We start from the raw sequence: 22,155 nt of genomic DNA, 5'->3' as shown, positions 1-22,155 counted from the left end.
AAATGTTGGGTTTCACGACCTATGGGCTACGCGCTCTTCCTTCGCCAACAACCCAACCTACGTTGATTGTAATTGATTAAAAAGATTTGATATCATCTGTAATTCATAGGCGTTGCAATACCTGAGTTTGATCGTCAACATCATTCGTTATAGCTAAATCTGTTGCAACGGCTTTGGCATTTTTTTGCTCAATGTTTTCTAGCGGAATAGCAATTAGAAACTCAGTTCCCACTCCAGGTGTTGACAAACAGGTTAATTGACCGCCGTGACGATCAACTACAACCTGATAGCTGATAGATAAACCCATTCCAGTACCTTTCCCTACTGATTTGGTTGTAAAGAAGGGATCAAATATTTTTTTCTGAACTGCTTCGGGAATACCAGAACCATTGTCAGAAATTCTGATCAATACACCTTTGGATTTTTCATTTATGTAGTTATGTGCTAACAAGTTATTACTTAAGTTATTAGACAGTTCACAACTCCAAACTCCCAACTCAGACTTAATTACCAATTCTGTGCTAATGGTGATGATTCTAGGACTAGGTTGTTCTTCTAAAGCATCAATTGCATTGCTGATGATGTTCATAAACACCTGATTTAATTGTCCTGCATAGCAATCTACCTGTGGCAAATCACTGTAATTTTTGATTACTTGTACGCCCGGATTATTACTATTAGGTTTTAAACGATGCTGTAAGATTAACAGGGTGTTATCTATCCCTTCATGGATGTCAACTGGTTTTTTCTCAGCTTCGTCATGGCGAGAGAAGTTTCTAAGTGACAAAACAATTTCTCTAATTCGACTTGTCCCAATCCTCATTGAGTCGAGCATTTTTGGTAAATCTTCGACGAGAAACTCTAAATCAATTGCCTCTGTTTCTTCTTGAATTTCTTCTGCCGGGTTAGGATAGTTTTTTTGATAAAGTTGTACTAAGTTAAGTAAATCTTGAATGTATTGACTTGCATGATTAATATTGCCTGAAATGAAGTTAACTGGATTGTTAATTTCATGGGCTACGCCAGCGACAAGTTGTCCTAAACTGGACATTTTTTCGCTTTGAATGAGTTGAGATTGAGCGGATTGCAAGTCATTAAGAGCAAGTCTTAGCTGCATTGCTTGCTCTTTTAAATTGTTTTCTGATTGTCGCAAGGCTGCTTCTGCTTGCTTGCGTTCAGTTAGTTCTGTTTGTACTTGCTGATATAGTTCAGATTGTTGAAGTGCGATCGCCAGTTGTACACTTAACTGCTTGAGCAAATCTACTTCTACTTCTTCCCATTTTCGGGGTTCGCTGCAATGATGAGCAATTAGCAGTCCCCATAATTTCTCTCCTTGCAATACTGGAACTACAAGGTTAGCTTTAACTTGAAAACTCTCTAGTAATTTAATATGGCATTTTTGAATATTAGCAGTTTGGATATCTTCAATTGCTCGTATTCTACCTTGTTGATAATGATGGAAATGCTTACTCGCAAAGCAGGAATCTTGGATACTTTGTCCCAAAATAGGCATCCAATTTGCTGCAATAGATTCAACTACTACAACGCCACTGTCATCTGAATTAAGGCGGTAGAGTACTACGCGATCTGTTTTTAGAAATTGCCGCACTTCGGCAACAGCAGTGTTAAGAACTTCCTCTAATTTCAAAGATTGGCGGATACGTTGAGCAATACCATTTAATAAGCGTTCTATTTCTAATTGCTGACGTAAAGCTAATTCGGCTTGCTTGCGATCGCTAATGTCCATCACTGTCCCTGTCATCCGCACACCTGCGCCAATGAGATCGCGTAACACCGCGCCTCTATTTACTACCCAGCGCACACTTCCATCTGGTAATAATATCCGATGTTCAATCTTAAAGTCTCCTCCTATCTCTGCGAGGCGAGACATTTGCTGAGTTACACGATAACAATCTTCTGGATGAATGCAGTTAAGATAAGCTTCGTAAGTACCACCAAAGCCACCAGCTTCTAAACCAAATATAGATTCTACTTCCTCAGACCAAGTTACTTTACCACTATCTACATCCCAATCCCAAACACCCATCTTGGCAGCATTTAACGCTAGTCGCAAGCGCGTCTCACTTGCTTTGAGTGCTGCTTCTGATTCAATGCGGGATGTAATATCTGTTTGTACGCCGATAAAATTTGTTAAGTTACCGTTGCGATCGCACACTGGAGAAATTTTTAACTCATTCCAAAAAGGTGTGCCATTTTTGCGATAATTTTTTAATACTACCTGGCATTCTTGCTTTGTACGCAACGCTTGTCTAATTTGCTCTACAACTGCTAGATCAGTATCTTTCCCTTGTAAAAACTTACAGTTGCGCCCTAATACTTCCTCTGGTGGAAATCCAGTAATACTTTCAAATGCAGGATTACAATAAATGATTGGGTTATGGGGTTGAGTCGCATCTGTAATTGTTACCCCACAGCTAGTCGCTGCTATGCCGCGCTCATACAGCCATAAATCTACATTTTCGCTTTGTCGCCCATTTATAGGATCAAATGCGCCAAAATTTGCTGATTGATTATTCATAGCAGATTAGATGAGCGAAATTTGTAAGATTGAACGCGGCAAGCCGTAGGCGTATCCTCTCATTATTCAACAACTCTCAACATAATTTAACTATATCTTGAGTAAGACTTTAAACAATCTTGGATTATTTTTATGCGATTTGACTATAGATTATATTTTCTGTTGAGACATTTTATGAAACATTTATATATCAGATATTTCCATTGTGTTGCTTATTTTTTAAACTGATATAGCACAGAGAAACTCACTTTTATTTACATTCCAGAAGTATTAACAGTTAATAACTTAAAGATTTCTTGAGCCGCGCGATCGCATACTCCCACGTCCCCCAAAAGTTCACGCATTTCTTGATATCCAGCTAAAACTTGCCGACGGCGATTTTGATTTAACAACAATTCTAAAGATTCTCGGACAATATTTTCTGGTGTAGCTTTTGTTTGTTGTAACTCTGGCACAATTTCCTTCATTAACACCAAATTTGGTGGGGACATGAAGGGAATAGAAAACTTTAACAACTTATAACCAACCCAAGCAGTAAACGGGTGAACTCGGTAGATAACTACTTGGGGAATATCTAGCAAAGCAAGTTCTAAGTTAACCGTACCAGATTTAGTAATTGCCAAGTCAACTGCTGCCAGCACCTCTGGAGTTTGATTAGCCACTAAGGTAGCACGCAAACCATATTGCTCAATTGCTTGTTCAATTTTATGACGATATACTTCTAAAGAAAGCGGAATCCAGAAGTGGGCATTAGGAATTTGTTGTTGGATTTTTTGTGCAGCTTGAAATATTACTGGCAAGAGATATTTTAGCTCTTGATGTCGAGAAGCAGGTATAAGAGCGATCGCAACTTGATCCGACTCAATTCCCAATTTATCCCTTGCCAATTCTCGGTTAGGAAATGCTTGTATCCTGTCTATCAGAGGATGCCCAACAAAACTAACAGATGCACCGCGTTCTTGAAAATAGCGAGCTTCTTCAGGAAAAATTGCTAATATCTGGTCAGTAACACTAATAATCCGCTTAGTATTTTTATCACCTAGCGACCATACCCACACTTGAGGCGCAATATAAAATAATATTGGTACTTGTGGCAGGTTACGGCGAACATAATTGCCAATAGCTAAATTTGGCTCCATATAGTCAATCAACACCAACAAATCAGGCGGGTGTTGTTTAAGATATTGTTTAGCAACCTGCTGAACCTGTAGCGTCGGTAAGATAAACGGCAGTGTTTCTAAAATTCCCACCGAACCAATAGCAGTAGTATCTTGAATCAAAGTAGCACCCGACGCAGCCATACGCGAACCACCTAGAGCTACAATCTCTAGATCCAGCCCTACTTCTAAAGCTTGACGCTTCAGTGCTTCAATTAACAATGCCCCTTGTAGGTCGCCAGAAACCTCACCCGTACTAATAAAGATAGTAAATTTTGTTTTTTGGGACATTGATAATTGTTAATTGTTAATTGTTTAGTCATCGTTCTCATTTTGTGATAACCGTTTACCAGGAATTAGACCGCGACGACCATCGGTTTGAGATAGCTGTAAAAAGCGTCGTAAGTGCTGTACGTATTCGTTATCTGGTAACAAAAGTAGCTGTTCTAACGCTTGATTTACAGGCAATCCAGAGCGATAGATTATTCTGAAAGCTTTTTTAAGATAAGAAATATCTGTTGATTGTAAACCCTTACGTTTTAATCCAATCAAGTTGAGCGATCGCACATGAGAAGGATTACCATCTACCAACATAAAAGGAGGCACATCCCGAACGATTTTGCTCATTCCTCCTACCATTGCCATCCGTCCAATATGCACAAATTGATGCACACCCACCAGTCCACCAACTACTGCTTGCGACTCTATATGCACATGACCAGCTAAAGCAACACCATTAGCCACCACTACAGAGTCTTCAATAATGCAGTTGTGAGCAACATGGACATAAGCCATCAGCAGATTACTATTACCAATAATTGTCGCTTCACCCGCGCCAGTGGCGCGGTTAATCGTCACAAACTCTCGGATGCTGTTATCGTCACCAATTTTTAGCCAAGTAGCGCCGCCTTCATATTTCAAATCTTGGGTGTCCAAACCAATTGCTGCACCTGGGAAAATTTGATTACGAGCGCCAATTTCTGTCGGGCCTTCTAAAACTACATGAGCGCCGATATTTGTTTCTGGGCCAATTTTGACACCTTCTCCAATCACTGCATAAGGCCCAACCCTGACCGTTGGGTGTACTTCAGCATTTGGGTGGATAACAGCAGTGGGATGAATCACTGTCTTTAATGGTACTACTCCAGCCATCTGTAAGCTCCTATTGCGGTTTTGGGGAGGGGCGGGGTAGATGCCGCCCGTGAGCGTGATGATGTGTTCACCCAGGTTTGCAGATGGCAACAAACTACAAATAGGCACTGGGGACTACGGATAAAAAGTAACAAAGTTGATAGCTGAAGTTTTAGTCAATTAAAGAAAACATCAGTTCGCCTTCTGCTACTAGCTGACCATCAACATGAGCGCGAGCCTGCATCTTAGCAAAACGACGGCGCTTGACACATATCAGTTCCACGCTCATCACCAACTGGTCGCCTGGTACAACTGGACGGCGAAACCGTACTTTATCAATACCCGCAAACACAAATAAGTTGCCTTCTATATCGGGTAGCTGAGTTAAAACAATGCCACCTACCTGTGCCATTGCTTCCACAATCATCACTCCAGGCATTAACGGACGACCTGGAAAATGCCCTTGAAAATAAGGTTCATTAAAAGTGACGTTTTTCAGACCAACAGCACTTTCCCCTGGTGCATACTCCATAATGCGATCAACGAGCGCAAACGGATAACGGTGGGGAAGCAGCTTTTGAATCTCTTCGAGATTGTAAACAGGTGTTTTAGGCGACTGCTGTGTTGCGCTAGTAGCTAGTTGATCAACGTGAGCAGGTTCAGTTTTAAGGCTGCTATCAGAATTGGCGTGATTGATTTCAATCAGTGTGGACATGAGCAAACTTTTAAAGTTAGGGGCGCTTTATTACTAAGTATGAAGGCGGAAGCATTAAAAAAGTATAAATTGGAAAGGAAAAAATTGAAACAAATTTTAACAAAGTCGTCGGTCATTGGTCATTGTTAAGTGCCTGAATTTTTTGAGCCAGTTGGATATGTAAGCTATGGCTGGCTTTATAAGCAAGGAAGTGAGCTTGTGGAAAACGACCTAACAAGCTTAAATCGCCGATTAAATCTAAAAGCTTATGACGCGCAGGTTCATTGGCAAACCTTAATGGGGGATTGAGCCAGCCATTAGCGTCGCAAACTAAAGCATTATCCAAGCTGCCACCCTTAATTAAACCGGATGCTCGTAGCTGGTCAATTTGGTGAGCTAAACCAAAGGTACGTGCTGGGGCGATCGCACTTTCAAAACTTTCTGTACTTGGTGTCCAACTATGCCACTGATTACCAATTGCTGGTAAGTCAAAATCTATTCCATAAGTAAAGCGAGTTGCGGGTGCAGGTAGCGCAGCAACAAAGGCATCCCCTTGATATACCCAAATTGGTTCTTTGATTTCTAGATAGCCGCCGAGGGGCATAGCAGGGCGATTATTGTTATTCTCCACCGCTTCCGACACTCCCCTCTCCGCACGCGGGGAGGGGTTGGGGGTGGGGTTCTGCTCCCCCGTTGCTTGGACAATACCAGCGGTCGCGATCGCTTCCGCCCAAAGTTTGGCACTCCCATCCAACAAAGGAAGTTCCGCCCCATTAATCTCAATCCGAGCATTATCGACACCCATCCCAGCTAAAGCCGCCAACAAGTGTTCCACTGTTCGTACACGGGCATCTTCAGCCGCAAGTTCTGTAGATAAAGTCGTCTGGTTAACAGCATCTACCCGTGCAGGAATATGGGGCGAGTTTGGCAGATCCACCCTAACAAAGTAGCGTCCCTCCCCAACATATGCGGGTTTTACCCGCACAGCCGTCAGGACACCACCATGAAGCCCTACACCTGACATTTCAAATTCTCTTGCCAAGGTTTGCTGCGGCAATTCAACGTTCAGTTCCATTTTGGAGTTGATTTACATAATACGAATTTACACTCTTATTGCTGAACGCGAACCGCGAGCGAGCTAATTAAAATCTCTCGCCAATACCAAAATGAAGACGACCTTTGCCCTCGTCATTAAAGCCGTAATCAATCCGAATAGGCCCTAGCGGTGAATTAATCCGCACGCCCAGACCATATCCTAAGCCATTACCTGGTTTGCCCCTAACTCCGGCTGGATTTCCAGGTACAGTATTACCTGAACCTAGATCAGTAGCATAGTCAGCAAACAGTGCCGCCCCTACAACCGAGAATAGGGGAAAGCGATATTCAGCAGTTCCCTGAATAAAACTCCGACCACTACCAATATCCCCTTCATCGTAACCACGCACTGAGTTACTACCACCAAGAGAAAAAGCTTCATAAGGTGGCAAATCTCCCAGAACCGTTCCAGCTTGAATATTAAAAGCAAATGCTTGCGGGCCTTGGCCAAATTTAGTCAAGCTTGCAGGAATATAGTAGCTGTAGCTACCCCGCAGACGATTTAACAGGATGTTTCCTTCTCCTAGAGGAACCGACTGCTCAACGCCAAATCGTAAGAAGTCGCCTTGCGTAGGTATTAAAGAATTATTACGGCGATCGCGCACCGCGCCCAATTGCAGTAGCAATAAATCGTCTCTACCTGAACCACTAAAGCTCAAATTATTGCCTAACTCATCTCTAGGGGCAAGATCACCATCAGCATCACGGATCGAAACTCGCTGATACTGCAAGCCTAAAGATGCCCTCCATGGTGAGGTATCAAAAGGGTTTTTGATTAACGGGCGACTGAAATTGACACCACCACCTAGCCGCACCACACGCGGGCGATCATTATCATGCTCAGGGCCAAGTGTAATCTCATTTTCCTCCCCGCCATCAAAAATTAGCGAGATAGACCGACGACGGAAGGCATTAACTGTATAAGAAGTCCGGTAGGGATCACCTGCAATCCAAGGATTCGTAAAATTGACATCAAACAGCAATTCCCGTTGACCAAGCTGCAACTCAGTTCCTAGTTTTTGGTTATTACCACCCAAATTTTGCTGTTGATAGCTAACTGTTCCAAAAAATCCACTAGCAGAACTAATACCAGCCCCAGCCGCGACTGAGCCAGTATTTTTCTCAATCACATTGACTACTACTACAACTTTCCGAGGATCTTGACCTGGGTTAAACGAGAGACGCACATCGTCAAAAATACCTAATCCATAGACGCGGCGCAAGTCACGTTCTGCTAGCTTACGGTTAAAGACATCTCCAGGCGTTAATTGCACCTCGCGGGTAACAATGAATGGGCGAGTGCGACCCTTTAGAGGAGTACCTTGTTCGTTAACTTGACTGCCTTCTTTATCCAAAAAGCGGACTTGTATATCCTCTATTACCCCTTCTGCTACAACTAAGTTAACTTTGCCATCAGCCGTAGGTTGTGGGACATCAATTACTTGTGCCAAGTCATAACCGTTGTCTTTATACCACTGGTTTAACTTCTTGATGCTTTCTTGCAGTTCTTTTAAGTTCAGAATGCGACCATACTGCGGGGAAAAGATACTATTCACCACGCTTGCAGGTACGACACCAGAACCAGGACTAGGTGGAACGGTTGTGACATTAACCGTTTGCAACACAGGGTTAGGTTGCACTACAAATGCCACCCGCACACCCAAGGGTGTATCCTCTGGCACAAATTCAACATTGGCAAAATACCCCGTCGCGTAAATCGCATTTAAATCTTCCTGCAACTGACTGCGCGTTGTAGCGCGTCCAGGTTTTGTGCGAATTACCTTATATACTTCGTCTTGCAATTGCCCACTTACACCACGGACTTGCACTTCAGCTACCAATACACGCGCCTCTTGTTGCGGTATGGGAGCAGGGGTAGGTATGGTTGGTAGGGTGGGAGTTGTTGGCTGAGTAGGGTTAGTAGTAGGTGGGTTAATTTCTAGAGACGGCGCACCTGGTGTGATATTAAATTCAACTCGGTTGGGTGTCTCTTGTCTGGGTGTAGACTCGGTACCCGGAGGAGTAATTAGTGGCTCCTGGGGTCTTACTGGTTCACCAAGTGGGGTTGTAGGTTTAGGTTGATTACTGCCTGGTGTAGCCTCTCCTGAAACGGGAGCAGCATCAATAATCACGTTTCCCGATCCAGGTTTACCAGAGGGATTTCCTGCTGGATTGGGAGTTTGTCCATTAGCAGGGGAGGACAAACTCATGGTCGTTGTCGCAGCTATAGCCGCCAGCAATAGAGGAGATAAACGCATTTGTTTAATAACTTCGTTCCGCACTTCCACACACCATCTAAAGTATTAGAGTTGAGAAATAAAGACGTAAAAATTCGTAACTTTACAACTTTACAACCCAAAACTCACACAAATCTTAATATTGGGTACTCAAAACTTTTTGGAGTACTTGCTGATAGGCATCTTCAACATTACCCAAGTCTCGACGAAAACGGTCTTTATCCATTACTCGCTGATCGGGGTCTGTTTCAGCTTGGTTCCAGAGGCGACAGGTATCTGGGCTAATTTCATCAGCCAATAGTATTTGCGGCTGTTTGTCTAGACCAAATTCTAGTTTGAAGTCTACCAAGGTAATTCCACATTGATTAAAGAATCCTGAGAGGATTTCGTTAATTTGCAATGCCTTAGCTGTTAAGCTTTCCAACTGTTCTGGTGTTGCCAGATTTAATAAAAAGAGGCGATCGCGTGTCAGCAAAGGATCTCCAAGTTGATCGTTTTTATAATAAAATTCCACTAACGGCTGTGGTAAGACAGTTCCTACCGCTAACCCTGTTTGTTGACACAAGCTACCCGCAGCGATGTTCCTAACAACTACCTCTAGAGGGATGATTTTTACTGCCTTAACCCGCATTTGATTAGGTGCTGGACAGTCGATGAAGTGGGTAGGAATACCCTTAGCTGACAGCATTTTAAACAAATGAGCCGCAATGGTGCAGTTCATCTCACCTTTGGCTTTGATCGAGCCTCGCTTTTGGGCGTTAAAGGCTGTGGCATCATCTTTAAAGTGCGCCAACACAATCTCTGGATCATCGGTAGTATAGATAATCTTGGCTTTACCTTCGTATAACTGTTCGTTTGCCGACATTGAGAGTAGTGGGTTGTAGTTTGCTCTGTCTTGAAAATCGGGAGGAGGGAAAGGAAGATCGAAAAATTCTCACTTCTTGGCTTTTGAGTAAAAACTCACGCTTGTCTATTGCAAGACTAAAATTGTAATCTTTTGTCAGGCTGATATCTTCTTCAACAACCAGTCCCCTAACCCTCCTGCGATTCCGTGATATATTTGGTTAAGTCCAGGTTAAGCATAAATTAATCAAAAGTTAATAAAATTACAGCTTTTTTCAGCAAACCTTAGTAAAATAGAATTACACTACTAAATTGATTAGTAAGCTGCAATCGTAGTTTACTAATCAATTTAGTAGTGTAGCGGATTGTTCTCTAGCCCAAACCAATAGAGTCTAAACTTTCTACAGAAAGCGGTAGGCTTGAGCCAAAAACCAGAGCAATTTAGTTAATCCTGGGCTTCCTAACTAGGAATCCAGTACATATACCTTTTTGCCCTGTTTAAGACTCAATATATAGTTATGTATATATACTTACATAGCTATATGTGTCTCTGGTAGATTGTGATCTTTAAAAGGAGAAAGTTACGCTACTAAAGTAAAAGCAAAAGTGCGATCGCACTTTTTTCACAGAAGCCAAAATCATTAGAGAAACAAACGATTGAAATAAATAGTCCAGATAAATCGTTTTACTTGTGATGGCTCACTCAGCTAATCTAAAGCCCGGATCACGCGGGAGTTTTAGAATAAGGAGATAGAAATGCCTAACCGTTCTGAGTTTATTTATCCTCGTAGTCGCTACTACGGTCATGTGAAGCCAGAAAATCTGGTTTTCAACGCTAATTTACAAGAATTTGCTCAAAGAGTCAACTATATTTGTAACTTGGAAACTGGTGGCAAGCTATCTCCAGAAGAGTCTTATAAGCAAATAAAAGCTCTTTGGAAAGATCTCAAACGCACTAAGAAGCAATTGAGTATTGGTAAAAGTCCGTTTCACGATAATCAAGACGAAACTTAGCTAGATGTAGGGATGGGCAAGAACAATTAATTGTCAGTTTTTCAAAGCAGATACAGAAATTGTTATCTTACACCCATCCCAAATCAGCTAAAAATCTCAAAGGTTCATTGATGTTTATTTTCTAGGCAGCAGGTGACATAGACTGAGCGTAAACTACAGAATTATAGTAGTTTTTAAGCTGGCGAGTAGCAGCAGCCCATCCCCATCTTTCTGCTTCTTTACGGGCATTTTGACGTATATTTTCACGTTCTGTTTGATTAGCTAGTAGGCGTTGAGTAGCTGCGATCGCACCTTGTTCATCAGTAGGATCGAACAGATAACCATTAACCCCATCTTGTACAATATCAGGAATTCCACCAGAACGCGCTGCGACAACAGGGCAACCAGCAGCCATAGCTTCAAGTAAAACTAAGCCTAATGTTTCGGTGCGAGAGGGGAAAATAAAAGCATCAGCCGAAGCAAAAGCTGAAGCGAGTTCTAACCCTTCCAGATAACCTACAAAATAAGTAGGAGTACCCGCAAAGTGTTGTTCTAAAGCTTCCCGATGTGGTCCATTTCCCACTAAAGCAAGGCGGGCGTTGGGAATAGCTTCTAAGATTGGCTTAATTCGGTCAATTTCCTTTTCAGCACCCAGCCGTCCAACATATAGTAGCAAAGGGCTTTCAGGATGTCCTTGGCTTAAGCGCGATCGCATTTCTTTACAAGCTAAGTGTGGTTGAAACATTTCTGTATCCACACCCTTCTGCCACAAGTCTACCCGTTCAATACCATGAGCGGTTAATTCTTGCACCATCGCTGTTGAAGTACACAAGTTTAACTCAGCTTGGTTATGAGCAGATTTTAGCAATTCCCACAGTAACCCTTCTAGCACCGCCAAACCATAGTGCTGTAGATATTGGGGTAAATGGGTATGGTAAGACGCAATTAGGGGAACTTGCATCGCCTTACCATAAAACAACCCAGCTAACCCTAAAATAGCTGGGTTAACCACATGAATAATGTCGGGCTTAAACTGTTCTAAGGCAGTACCAATCGAAGGTCTTGGAAGGGCAAGTTTTAACTCTGGATACAAAGGTAAAGGGAAACCAGAGACACCATATATTTTTGCCCCTTTATATTCTGTTAGACCGCCATCGGGAGAAAATATTAGTACCTGATCGCCGTTACGTTGTAAATGTTCAACTGTGTGTCGCAGGCGGGTTACAATGCCGTCAACCTTGGGCAAAAAAGTTTCGGTGAATAAGGCAATTCGCATCTGTTAGCTATCAGCTATTTGCTTAAGCAGCGTTGATGTTATTTAGTTTCTCATAGAATCTGCAAATTTTTATATTTAAAAATTTCTGTAATCATCACTCTAAGGTCAGCAATTTTACCAATAATAATTTTTTGTTTAATAAATTATTACTAAAGTTAGATGTATATTATTTGACCGTATAGGTCAATCAGATTTTATAGCAAGTGCTAGAGCCGTTAAGATATTAAATTTCTTGCTTTAAGCCACAATGCGATTTTTTTATCGCAGATAAACGCAGATTACGCAGATGTTAACCAAAATTTAATCAAAGCAATTTGTTTATTCTAATGCTAGTTCTCAAAATTTTCCTAAGAGCCTATCGGTAAAAGTAGTTTTAAGAGAAATTAACCGCAGATAAACGCAGATATTTTCTATGATTAATTATTTTTCCGATAGGCTCTAAATAATTACTGTTTAAACTTTCGGTCGCCAAGAAACTTTCGGTAAAATTTGGTTTTGATCAACTCGGTAATGGTACTTCATAGCAAAGTTCAGCAGTGAGTCAAGTAGAGAATCTGATAGATAGTGTGGTTGTAAACCTAAATCGAGCAGATTGGTGTTTTTAGCGTTAAAGTAATGTTCTTCTTTCTCAACTCTAGGATTTTCTAAATGATTAATTTCTACATTTAGTCCTAAAGCATTACCAGCTTTTTTAACTGTTAAGGCTAAGTCACCAACACTAAATTGCTCGGTGAACTGGTTGAATACGCGGAATTCGCCTTTTTGTGCTGGGTTAGCGATCGCTAATTCTACACAACGTACAGTGTCCCGAATATCTAAAAAGGCGCGAGTTTGACCACCTGTACCATAAACAGTCAACGGATGACCAATCGCAGCTTGAATACAGAAACGGTTTAAGGCTGTACCAAATACACCATCGTAATCAAGACGGTTAATTAGCAGTTCATCCATCCCTGTTTCTTCCGTCAGCACGCCATACACAACGCCCTGATTGAGGTCAGTGGCACGTAAACCCCAAACCTTACAAGCAAAATGGATATTATGGCTGTCGTGAACCTTGCTGAGGTGATAGAAGCTACCAGGCTGTTTGGGATAAGGTAAGGTATCTTTACGTCCGTTGTGTTCGATAGTGATATAACCTTCCTCAATATCAATATTGGGAGTGCCATACTCACCCATCGTCCCTAACTTAACCAAGTGGCAATCTGGGAAGTCTTGCTGGATTGCATAAAGTATATTCAGCGTCCCGACAACGTTATTAACCTGAGTGAGAACAGCGTGTTCTCGGTCAATCATCGAAAACGGTGCGGAACGCTGTTCGCCAAAGTGGACAATTGCCTCTGGCTGAAATTGATGTAATGCCTTGCTGAGAAAATCGTAGTTGTTGATATCGCCAATGAACAGGTCAATGGATTTGCCTGTGAGGTCGTGCCAGCGTTGGATTCGTTGCTGAATTGGTGCGATCGGCGTTAAAGTTTCAACACACAGTTCTGAATCCCAGTGGCGACGCACCAGGCTATCTAGAATGCCGACTTCATAACCTCTGTTGGACAGGTAGAGTGCGGTTGCCCAACCGCAATAGCCATCACCGCCAATAACCAGGACTTTCATACACGATTACTAAATTTTGCTTGCCGATACTCGGTAAATGTATCAGGTTTGGGGACATTTTGGGCTATTAGCTTGAAGCTTTTTGCTACCATAGCGGTCAGCTATCAGCTTTAGGACTTACGCATAAATCATCGTTATCGTTGGGGGCGGGTTTATATATATCAATGGTGTGTCGGCATAGCAAGCCAGTGCAACCCGCCCCTACAGATATCGTCACTAATTAGCCGGACTTGATCTAATAGTTAAACTTTTACTTCCTCAGCGAAACTTGCCCAACGGACAAAGTGAAATGGGCCACCGAAGGAACCCCAGATATGTTCATCGGTGTCTGGGTCGCGTCCTCTGTCAAGGCTGATAAATTTGTGTTCGTCAATTTCAAAAGTGCTATCTAAGTAAGTCGTATGACCTTTGCGAACTACAATGCAAGCTTTCCCAGGTTGAACATAGCCTTTAAAGCTGTTACCTGTCCATTCCACAATCATATTGCAGCCTGGTAATTTTTCTAAATGTTCCACTGTCAGAGCTTTGAGAAGCTCTGGTTTACGGGATGCGCCGTAAAATTGTTGCTCTTGGTTGACAGAGTAATTTTCGATTTCGATATGATCATCTACGACGATTAACTTTAAAACTCTGAGTCGGTAGGGATCATTGAGCGTATAATCATAAGCTTGTTCCACAAACAAACTCACCCCAGATAAAAATTCTGGCGGTAGGGGGCGCATAGCTACACGAATATGCGCGAAAAACGGAGGATTTTCAAAAGCTTGGGCTTGATTACTGAAATCTGCTGCCATCCAGCGAGCTAAGGTTGCGATATCAGTAGAATGCGTCATTTGATTTCTAAATTTTTAAGGAGAATAAGTTAACTTGATAAATTGAGATGTTAGCTACGCTCAATTTCCGCTTTTAAGGCGAAACAGGAGAAACTGGGTGAGTTGGGAATCATTAAAATTATTGTCACTCACCAGTAGCAAACTTTGGCTACCATCCGGCAAACGAGGACCTAAAGCCATTCCTTCTAAATTATCTAAGTAAATCCCTAGTTGATCCAAGTCAAGCAGTAACTTTTTTTTAATTGGTTCAATACTTCTTAAGTCACCTTTAAGGCTGGCAATACGTGATGTATCGGTTGCTCCACCTGTGGCTGCTTGAAAAATCTTAGCACTGAAGCCTAAAAGCCCAAAAGAGCGTTCTAAGGTCAGAAAATGCCCTCCTTGATCTAAGGCTAATATTTCTGGTAAACCGTGTATTACGGCTCCACTGGGAGGTGGTTCTAACTGGTATAAATGTTCTGAGATGATTATTGGCGCTCCATCACTGAGTAAATAATGGAGTAAACGACATTTAGCTCCTTGTGGAGTTTCAGTTTGGTTAGTTGATGCTACTTCATCTTCATCCTGTACCAATGCTGACTCTGTGACTGTAAATAAGCGAAATGGTTCTCCTTTAGCAGGTACGGTTCCTGTAGGATTTAGAGTTAGTGCTTCAAAACCTAAGTTATTTTGGATACCTCGAGGTTGATCGGCGGAGTTATCTGGGATATAGCGTTCTGGGATTGTTAAACTTTGCTGTTCTCGTCCAGTATTAAGAGCAAATTCTTTAATAAAGGGTAAAACACGATTTTCAGCGACTCCTTCACTGGATATAAATACTGTTTGCTGGGGAGTTATGGCAATACCTTCAGTATCGCTGGTGTTTTTAGGATAAATATTACCTTGAGCGTCACGTAAAAAGGTAACATTTTCTATTTCTACTTTCTTAATGCCAATTTTCTCTTTGCTGGAGTTATCAAGACTTAGCTTTAGGGTATAAAATCTAGCTGGAGCGAATTGACTTCGATCATCTGCGATCGCATAAAAAAGATTTCGCTGCCGATCATAGGTAAGCCCAGATAATCCCCCTACAGGAGTATCTTTAAACTGGCTATTTGGTAGTTGATACTCTCCTAAAAATTCTAGAGACAAATTCCTAAAAACTCGCTCCTGTGCGCTAATTTGAGGCAAGCTACAGGATGTCACTAAGGTCAATATTATTAAGGCAGTTGCTAAAAAGCAAGCACCGCGTTGTAGTTTGTTCCATATCAAAGGCTTTATGTTCATCACGTCAATAACCAGTGGAAACTCTCGCTTTACTCTAGCAGTCATCAAAATTATTCAGTGTGAACTATAAATTATCAAAAATATTGTTTCAGCTAAAAGGTTGGATGTAAACGTGGAAGCGTGGTATAGGCAAGATCATACAAGCAGACTGAAATTCCTTAAAGCAGCGATCGCTACTGCTTTGTTGTTATTGTGTGGCAATTCAAGGGTGTTAGCAGATAATCCGCAACCGCCGCCTAACCCTCTAGAAATCACAACACCTGATCCATTACTTCCAAAAAACCAACCTTTAAATGAGCAAGAACTTTTACAATTTAAGGCATCACTAGATGAATTAAATAATCAAGCAACTACAAAATTAAGATCTGGTAATAAATTAGCAGCTTACGATCTTTGGCATCGAGAACTGAGATTGCGGCAACAATTGGGAGCATTAGAAGAGTTAGCAGCACTGGGTAGAGTTGGAGGTATTGCTTGGGGAGATAACCAAAAAGCTGAGGTAAAATTGATTACTCAACGTCTGCAAGCAATTCAACAGCAAGCGCAAACTCAAGTTCCCCTTAACTTAGATTTATTGCAATCATTAGGGCAGGCTTACCAACAAGTAAGAGTAATAGCACCTGCAATAGATGTTTATCAAATAATTCTTACGGCTTCGCAACAGCAACAAAATCAACCTAAAGTAGTAGAAGCTCTTAGTTCTCTTGCTGAACTGTATTTAAATTGGTTTGATTACCCTAAAGCAGCAGAAAATTATGAAAAATTGCTCAAATTATCGCAGAACCAGGTTGATGTTAGAAATCAACTGATACATTTACAACAGCTTGCTAATGTTTACGACAAGGTAAAACAACCTGAAAATAGTATTAGAATCAAGCAACAACTAATTGCGATTTACCTTCAGCAACAAACGGTAGATAAATTACCAGCAGTTAAGATGGCGATCGCGTCCGACTATGAAGCCATTAATCAACCTGATGAAGCTAGCCAAAATTATCAGGAAGCTTACCAACTAGCTATCTCACAACAACAATTTGCTGATGCTAGTACAGCATTGGATAAACTAGGCGCTCTTTATTACTCCCATAACCACCCTGACGCAGCTTTGCAAATATATCAAACTCTTTTAGAGGTAGAGCAACAATCTAATGACTTCTATGGTTTGATGAATACTTATGACCATATCGGTCAAATTTATTTTGCACAAAGAAACTTTGAGCAAGCTAAGGCAGCTTTTCAACAAGGGCTAGACTTAGCTAATTCTTTAAAATATCAACAAGACTATTTTGCTAGTCAGATTGAACGAGTGAATCAACAAAAGTCCCCGTAATGGCTACCATTTGGCACATTATGTAGGTTAATCTGATTCAGGAGAAAAACTGCCAACGCTATCCTAAAACATAAGTTTCGTGTCTGAACCTCGCAGGTATTGCCATCTGAGTGCTAAAGTTTTTCAGGGTGGATTTAGTTGGCTACACCTTTATAAAGGTGATTATCTCTTGAGAGATAGTTTTTCTTAATAAGGCTTTACAACTTAGGATTGATTCTTTTTAAGAATCAATTTGCTACACTTATGAGTGTTAAAAAGCTGCTTGATAATTTAAACAAGAGGATCAAATGAAAAATTCTAATGTGTCTAAGATTGCTGGGGCTAGTTTAATAGCATTAAGTTTATCTTTTTTACCATCTCATTTACCTGCATCGGCTCAAAATAGTACTACCACTACTCCAAATAATACTACCGCTACAGACAGTAATAAACCAACATTGGATACTACTCCATTTCAAGAAACTAAGGATGATCATAATAACTGGGGATGGTTAGGCTTACTTGGTTTGATTGGTTTAGCCAATCTCTTCCGCAAAGATGAACACCATGCACATCACTCTGAAAGTGATACCGTAAGTGGCACTACAACTAGACTTTAATGTAGATTATTAATCCGCAAACTATAGAACCGGATTGTCATTAATTGAGTTGGAATTGCCAGGGCTGAGTAGGTATACTTAGCTCTTTTTGTAGTATTTAATTATGTTACTCGGCAGTAATCCTACCCCTAAATCAGTAGGCTAAAACGCATTTAAATTTTGGCTCGCGCTAGCAAAATAAAAGAAGTGCTAAGGCTACGATAGGTAGGAGTATACTACAAGCTGTTGATAATAATCAACAGTTGAATTTAAATGCAGTACAGCTTAACCGCTATGCTACTAGCAATTATTTACTTTCATAGTAAAATTTAATTTTTTTGTCTTTTAGAGGGGCAAAATCTCTGCGATCAACATCTGATTGAGTTCAGCTAAAATCCTAAATCAGGTTCAAAATATGGTTAATTTTGCTTTTGAATCATTGATACTTTTTTAGGGCATCTATTTATGATTAGGTCAGTAAGCTTACTTTTCTGATGTAACAACTCAAATAACAGATGGTAGAAAACTTAGGCGCATCCTTCCTGAGAAGTAGCGATCGCATAAGTAAAACGCATACATTACTGCGTTAGTATAAGCGATCGCCTGCAATAAATTTAGCTATAGGTAGGTATTTATGAGTACAATTTTGGTTGTCGATGATAGTGGTATGCTCAGAGAGATGGTGTCAGAACTCCTTAAAAAGAGCGGAATGACTGTAATTCTCGCAAATGATGGGTTAGAAGGAAAAGAACAACTTGAAAATATGATTCCAGATTTAGTAATTACAGATCTGATCATGCCTCGGATGAATGGCTATGAACTTTGCCGTTGGATTAAAGGCAACCCCAAATTGCAAAATCTCCCTGTAATCATGTGTTCCACAAAAAACGAAGATTTTGATCGTTACTGGGGAATGAAGCAAGGGGCAGATGCCTACATTACCAAACCTTTTCATCCAGTAGAAATGCTGGAAACAATAAAACAACTGCTACGCAAGTAGGGAAAATAACTTGGCAGCTTGGGTAATTAAAACAGCAATTATACCCAGTTAGGTAAGGTATTTATTAATACCGAATACGTGGGTCAATATAAGCATTGATAATATCAATTGCAATGCTGGCAACTACTACAATAAGGGCGAAAAATACAATAATTCCTTGGACGGTAGGATAATCTCGTAAGGAAATTGCCTCATATAGTCGATTGCCTAACCCAGGCCAAGAGAAAGTAACTTCTGTTAAAACTGCGCCTCCTAGTAAGGAAGCAAGCAGTAACCCTAAGAGAGTAATTACTGGGATCAAAGCGTTTTTAAGAGCATGAGCAAGGAGAATTTTTTTGTTGGGAATTCCTCTTGCTCTAGCAGCTTCTACATAATCTGCTTTGAGGGTTTGCTTTAAATTCACCCGTACTATGCGCTCAAAAACCCCACTCAAGAGAATGCCTAGAGTGAGACAGGGTAATGCCAGATGATGTAAAGCAATGAAAAATTGCTCGATATTACCACTCAGCAAGCTATCAATGCTGTAAAGTCCGGTGATTCCTTGAGGAGGAGGTAAAGTCAAGGGAAAACGAGTTCCCAAGGGAAACCAACGAAGTTGCACAGAGAAGATTAATTGTACGAGCATTCCTACCCAGAATAAAGGTAACGAGTAGGTGATAATGCTAAACAAACGTCCGGCAGCATCTATAAAAGTTCCAGGTTTTGATGCAGAAATACTTCCCATTACCACACCAACAATAAATGCGATCGCTAAACTATAAACGGCTAACTCGACCGTTGCTGGAAAGTATTGCTGAATAATCTCCCATACCGATTGTCCACGACTGGTGAGAGACTCACCTAAATCTAGACGTAGTAAACCTCCTAAATAATTTAAGTATTGCTCTATTGGAGGCTTGTTTAGCCCCAATTGCTGGCGTAATTCAGCCTTTGCCCATTCTGGTGCGCGCTCGCCTAAGATGGCATCAACAAGGTCTCCAGGGGTTGCTCTGAGCAGTAAAAACACCAAAGTGGTGATTGTCCATAACATCAGAGGAGCCAATAGCAGACGAGTGGTGATGTAATATTGCAGTGCTTTGGAACGAGACATTTTTATATTTAGGAATGATTACTTAAGATTGAGTAAAGAAGTTATCTATGATGAGGCAACAGCGCAAAAGGAGAGGTTAATTGTTAATTGTTAATTAATATATCAGCCTCCTGTTTATTTTTTAAACGGGTAAATTTCAAAATGAACCCGATAGGTTAGAGGATGCCGTTTTCGATTTCGTCCAAATAGATGAATGTAGGCGCTTTGACACCAGCTTTTTTGCGTATTTCTACCAATCGCTCGGACTCGAAGAAATTTTTGGCGTTTTGCAGAGAACTCCAGCGCGAAAAATGCACGATGTTGTTGGCATCGGTATCAAACTTGAGCAGTTGATAACTGATTTCTCCGGCTTCCTTTCGGATTTGCGTTGCATTGTCAAAAACTTTTTTCCATGCTGCATAATCTTCAACTTCGTGAATGATGAGGACGTATTGCATATTGCTTTTTAAAGTTTTGCCTTGCAAGTACTTTGATTCGTTCCTACGCTCCTGTTAAACTGCGTACCGTGACAGAATTATTTATTAGGTGGAAAGTTTCTGTATATCACCCTAAATCGGGTGAATAAACAGAAACTTTCGGTATCGTATGCCAATTTGATTAGCTAGGCTCTAAGTTTTTAGTCCTAACTTCTCTTAATTGTCCAAAACGGTAAAGTTTGGGTAGGATTTATAGCTGCGCCTGAAATACCTTTTTTGGCAAAGATATTGTCTTTGGTTTGCCAAAGAGGAATGTAAGGAACATCTTTAGCAAGTATTTCTTGCAATTCACCAAAGATAGCTTTGCGGGCTTCTGGTTTTAGCTCTTTACGCTCTTGATCAATCAGTGTATTAACCCGTTCATTATAGTAAAACGAGCCTTGGGTTTGACTGCCACCTTCTTCACAACCTTTAGCAACTGAACCAGTAGTACATTCAGTAAAAGGCTGCACGTAGTTGTCAGCATCTAAAAAGTCTGGATACCAATCTAGCAGGAAAGTAGGATAGACACCCTTACCAACATTTTTAAAGAAACTTGCTGATTCTACAGTTTTGATATCAAATTGCAGCATACCATCCAATTTTTGATCTGCATAAGCTTTAAGAGTGGTGGCAACTAAACCTCTAGTAGTTGAAGCAGAGGGATACCATATTTCTAGCTTGACTGGATTAGATTGAGAAAAACCAGCTTGTTGCAATAACTGTTTGGCTTTGTCAATATTGGCATCACCGTACTGGTCTTTGAATACAGGTTTGTAAACATCAAAGCTAGTTGGCACTAAACTATAAAGAGGTTCTGCCTGACCTTGAAGTACTCGCTCATTTAGTAATGCTCTGTCAATCATAGCAGCGATCGCTTGTCTGACTTCTGGCTTATCTAAAGGCTTTTGCTTTAAGTTCAGACCTAAATAACTAACTGCTGTTCCTTGAGATTCGATAGCTTGCCAACCGCCGTTAGGCGCACCTTGTTTTAAGCTTTTAATTTGGTCGGGATCAAGGGTGAGGTGAGTAACATCAACTACACCAGTATTAAAGCCACTATACAAATTCGCTGGGCTAGTATATACCTGAATATCAATGCCCTTATTAACTGGTTTTTCTCCCCAGTATTTATCAAACACATCTAGCTTGATGGAGTCACTGCGAAATTGTACTAATTTGTAAGGACCTGTACCGATAAATTGGTTTGGTTGAAATTTTCCAGCACCTATTTGATAAGCTTTGGGTGAAACAGCAACAGCACCAGAAAAAGCTAGTAAGGAAGGAAATGCTGCAAACGGCTTTTTGAGCTTGATTGTTAATTCATCTTCTTTAGTAGCTTTGACAGATTCAACTGTGTCAGATAGGAGAAATGATGGCTTACCTTTGTTTTCGATAAAGCGTTTGAGAGAAAACTCCATTGCTTTAGCGTTGAAAGGAGTGTCATCGTGAAAAACAACATTTTTTTGCAGTGGAATCGTGTATGTTAAACCGTCTGCACTGACTTTAGGCAATGCTGTAGCTAGTTGCGGTTTAAGGTTAGTGGTTCCGGTTTCATAGGTATAGAGGCTATCACTCATGTTGTAGATAACATTGAGTGCAGCTAATTCGTAAGCATCAGCAGGGTCCATTGTACGTGGCTTGGCTGTTGTGCCAATAGTGATGCGACCGCTTCCACCACCTGTACTATCGGGTTTAGCGGTATTTACCTTATCACAACCGACTACTAGCAACAAACACAGAGAGAATAAACCAAGGAATTTAGCGAGCGAATTTACTGTAAGCACGTTTAGCCAACGCCATCGTTTCATAAATTTAGGACAACCTGTTAATAGCTTCTTAACTTAAGCACAAAGTAGGAAATATACACAAGAATGTTCCCTTGGGTATCTACAAATACAACTTAGATCATGTGCGCCAAATTACCCTAACAAAAAATTGATTGATTATAGCGGCAGATTTTATAAAAAACTGATTGGTCTTAAATAGATGTGCATAATTAAACTTAAAATTGTAGTCGGTCATTG

Annotated in this window: 18 protein-coding genes; 4 read left to right on the top strand and 14 right to left on the bottom strand. The window is 40.9% G+C overall.

Translation table 11 applies throughout. The features are described from left to right. Positions 1 to 103: 103 nt before the first annotated feature. The 7 genes from CRI9333_RS05655 to purC all read right to left on the bottom strand — a co-directional run bounded on the left by CRI9333_RS05655 (position 104) and on the right by purC (position 9,718). Entirely contained in the window at positions 104 to 2,539 is a 2,436-nt protein-coding gene (locus tag CRI9333_RS05655) for a PAS domain-containing protein (protein ID WP_015202200.1), read from the bottom strand. A 254-nt stretch (positions 2,540 to 2,793) separates the two neighbouring features. Then, positions 2,794 to 3,987, bottom strand: coding sequence for a lipid-A-disaccharide synthase (lpxB, locus tag CRI9333_RS05650; protein ID WP_015202199.1), 1,194 nt, complete (start codon positions 3,985 to 3,987; stop codon positions 2,794 to 2,796). Positions 3,988 to 4,011: 24 nt separating this feature from the next. After that, positions 4,012 to 4,848, bottom strand: a complete 837-nt coding sequence (gene lpxA, locus CRI9333_RS05645) for an acyl-ACP--UDP-N-acetylglucosamine O-acyltransferase (protein WP_015202198.1) — start codon at positions 4,846 to 4,848, stop codon at positions 4,012 to 4,014. A 151-nt stretch (positions 4,849 to 4,999) separates the two neighbouring features. Next, positions 5,000 to 5,542 carry a 3-hydroxyacyl-ACP dehydratase FabZ gene (gene fabZ / locus CRI9333_RS05640; RefSeq protein ID WP_015202197.1) on the bottom strand — a complete coding sequence of 181 codons (543 nt, stop codon included), beginning with the start codon at positions 5,540 to 5,542 and terminating at the stop codon, positions 5,000 to 5,002. A 112-nt stretch (positions 5,543 to 5,654) separates the two neighbouring features. Next, entirely contained in the window at positions 5,655 to 6,578 is a 924-nt protein-coding gene (gene lpxC, locus CRI9333_RS05635; RefSeq protein WP_041226396.1) for a UDP-3-O-acyl-N-acetylglucosamine deacetylase, read from the bottom strand. Between the two features lie 85 nt (positions 6,579 to 6,663). After that, positions 6,664 to 8,874 (bottom strand): BamA/TamA family outer membrane protein, encoded by a 2,211-nt coding sequence (locus tag CRI9333_RS05630; RefSeq protein ID WP_041226394.1) that lies wholly within the window; start codon positions 8,872 to 8,874, stop codon positions 6,664 to 6,666. A gap of 115 nt (positions 8,875 to 8,989) precedes the next feature. After that, complete coding sequence (gene purC / locus CRI9333_RS05625; protein ID WP_015202194.1) at positions 8,990 to 9,718, bottom strand: phosphoribosylaminoimidazolesuccinocarboxamide synthase; 729 nt, start codon at positions 9,716 to 9,718, stop codon at positions 8,990 to 8,992. Positions 9,719 to 10,452: 734 nt separating this feature from the next. On the opposite strand from purC, the gene CRI9333_RS05620 reads away from it, so the two are divergent. Further along, entirely contained in the window at positions 10,453 to 10,710 is a 258-nt protein-coding gene (locus CRI9333_RS05620) for a DUF7219 family protein (RefSeq protein ID WP_015202193.1), read from the top strand. 121 nt (positions 10,711 to 10,831) lie between these two features. Here CRI9333_RS05620 and CRI9333_RS05615 read toward each other — a convergent pair whose 3' ends face one another. The 4 genes from CRI9333_RS05615 to CRI9333_RS05600 all read right to left on the bottom strand — a co-directional run bounded on the left by CRI9333_RS05615 (position 10,832) and on the right by CRI9333_RS05600 (position 15,720). After that, positions 10,832 to 11,965 (bottom strand): glycosyltransferase, encoded by a 1,134-nt coding sequence (locus tag CRI9333_RS05615; protein ID WP_015202192.1) that lies wholly within the window; start codon positions 11,963 to 11,965, stop codon positions 10,832 to 10,834. A 453-nt stretch (positions 11,966 to 12,418) separates the two neighbouring features. After that, positions 12,419 to 13,576 (bottom strand): NAD-dependent epimerase/dehydratase family protein, encoded by a 1,158-nt coding sequence (locus tag CRI9333_RS05610; protein WP_015202191.1) that lies wholly within the window; start codon positions 13,574 to 13,576, stop codon positions 12,419 to 12,421. Between the two features lie 242 nt (positions 13,577 to 13,818). Next, on the bottom strand, positions 13,819 to 14,409 hold the full coding sequence (locus CRI9333_RS05605; RefSeq protein ID WP_015202190.1) for a chromophore lyase CpcT/CpeT: 591 nt from the start codon (positions 14,407 to 14,409) through the stop codon (positions 13,819 to 13,821). 60 nt (positions 14,410 to 14,469) lie between these two features. Next, a complete protein-coding gene (locus CRI9333_RS05600) occupies positions 14,470 to 15,720 on the bottom strand; it encodes an esterase-like activity of phytase family protein (RefSeq protein ID WP_015202189.1) in 1,251 nt (416 codons plus the stop codon). Between the two features lie 67 nt (positions 15,721 to 15,787). Here CRI9333_RS05600 and CRI9333_RS05595 point away from each other — a divergent pair, with 67 nt between their 5' ends. The 3 genes from CRI9333_RS05595 to CRI9333_RS05585 all read left to right on the top strand — a co-directional run bounded on the left by CRI9333_RS05595 (position 15,788) and on the right by CRI9333_RS05585 (position 18,583). After that, complete coding sequence (locus tag CRI9333_RS05595; RefSeq protein ID WP_015202188.1) at positions 15,788 to 17,005, top strand: tetratricopeptide repeat protein; 1,218 nt, start codon at positions 15,788 to 15,790, stop codon at positions 17,003 to 17,005. A gap of 287 nt (positions 17,006 to 17,292) precedes the next feature. Then, on the top strand, positions 17,293 to 17,604 hold the full coding sequence (locus CRI9333_RS05590) for a WGxxGxxG family protein (protein WP_015202187.1): 312 nt from the start codon (positions 17,293 to 17,295) through the stop codon (positions 17,602 to 17,604). Positions 17,605 to 18,217: 613 nt separating this feature from the next. Further along, a complete protein-coding gene (locus tag CRI9333_RS05585; RefSeq protein ID WP_015202186.1) occupies positions 18,218 to 18,583 on the top strand; it encodes a response regulator transcription factor in 366 nt (121 codons plus the stop codon). Between the two features lie 64 nt (positions 18,584 to 18,647). On the opposite strand, the gene CRI9333_RS05580 is transcribed toward CRI9333_RS05585, so the two are convergent. From CRI9333_RS05580 to CRI9333_RS05570, 3 genes are all read right to left on the bottom strand, one after another. After that, complete coding sequence (locus CRI9333_RS05580; protein ID WP_015202185.1) at positions 18,648 to 19,673, bottom strand: ABC transporter permease; 1,026 nt, start codon at positions 19,671 to 19,673, stop codon at positions 18,648 to 18,650. Between the two features lie 155 nt (positions 19,674 to 19,828). After that, positions 19,829 to 20,110: an antibiotic biosynthesis monooxygenase gene (locus CRI9333_RS05575; protein WP_015202184.1), complete on the bottom strand. Its 282-nt coding sequence runs from the start codon at positions 20,108 to 20,110 to the stop codon at positions 19,829 to 19,831. Positions 20,111 to 20,295: 185 nt separating this feature from the next. Then, the gene (locus CRI9333_RS05570) at positions 20,296 to 21,939 is read right to left on the bottom strand and encodes an ABC transporter substrate-binding protein (RefSeq protein ID WP_015202183.1); all 1,644 of its coding nucleotides are present in this window, start codon (positions 21,937 to 21,939) and stop codon (positions 20,296 to 20,298) included. Positions 21,940 to 22,155 lie beyond the last annotated feature (216 nt).

The sequence above is a fragment of the Crinalium epipsammum PCC 9333 genome (assembly GCF_000317495.1).
Classification (GTDB): Bacteria; Cyanobacteriota; Cyanobacteriia; order Cyanobacteriales; family PCC-9333; genus Crinalium; species Crinalium epipsammum.
Note: the sequence above shows the minus strand (reverse complement) of the source record. Positions and strands in the feature narration are given on the sequence as shown.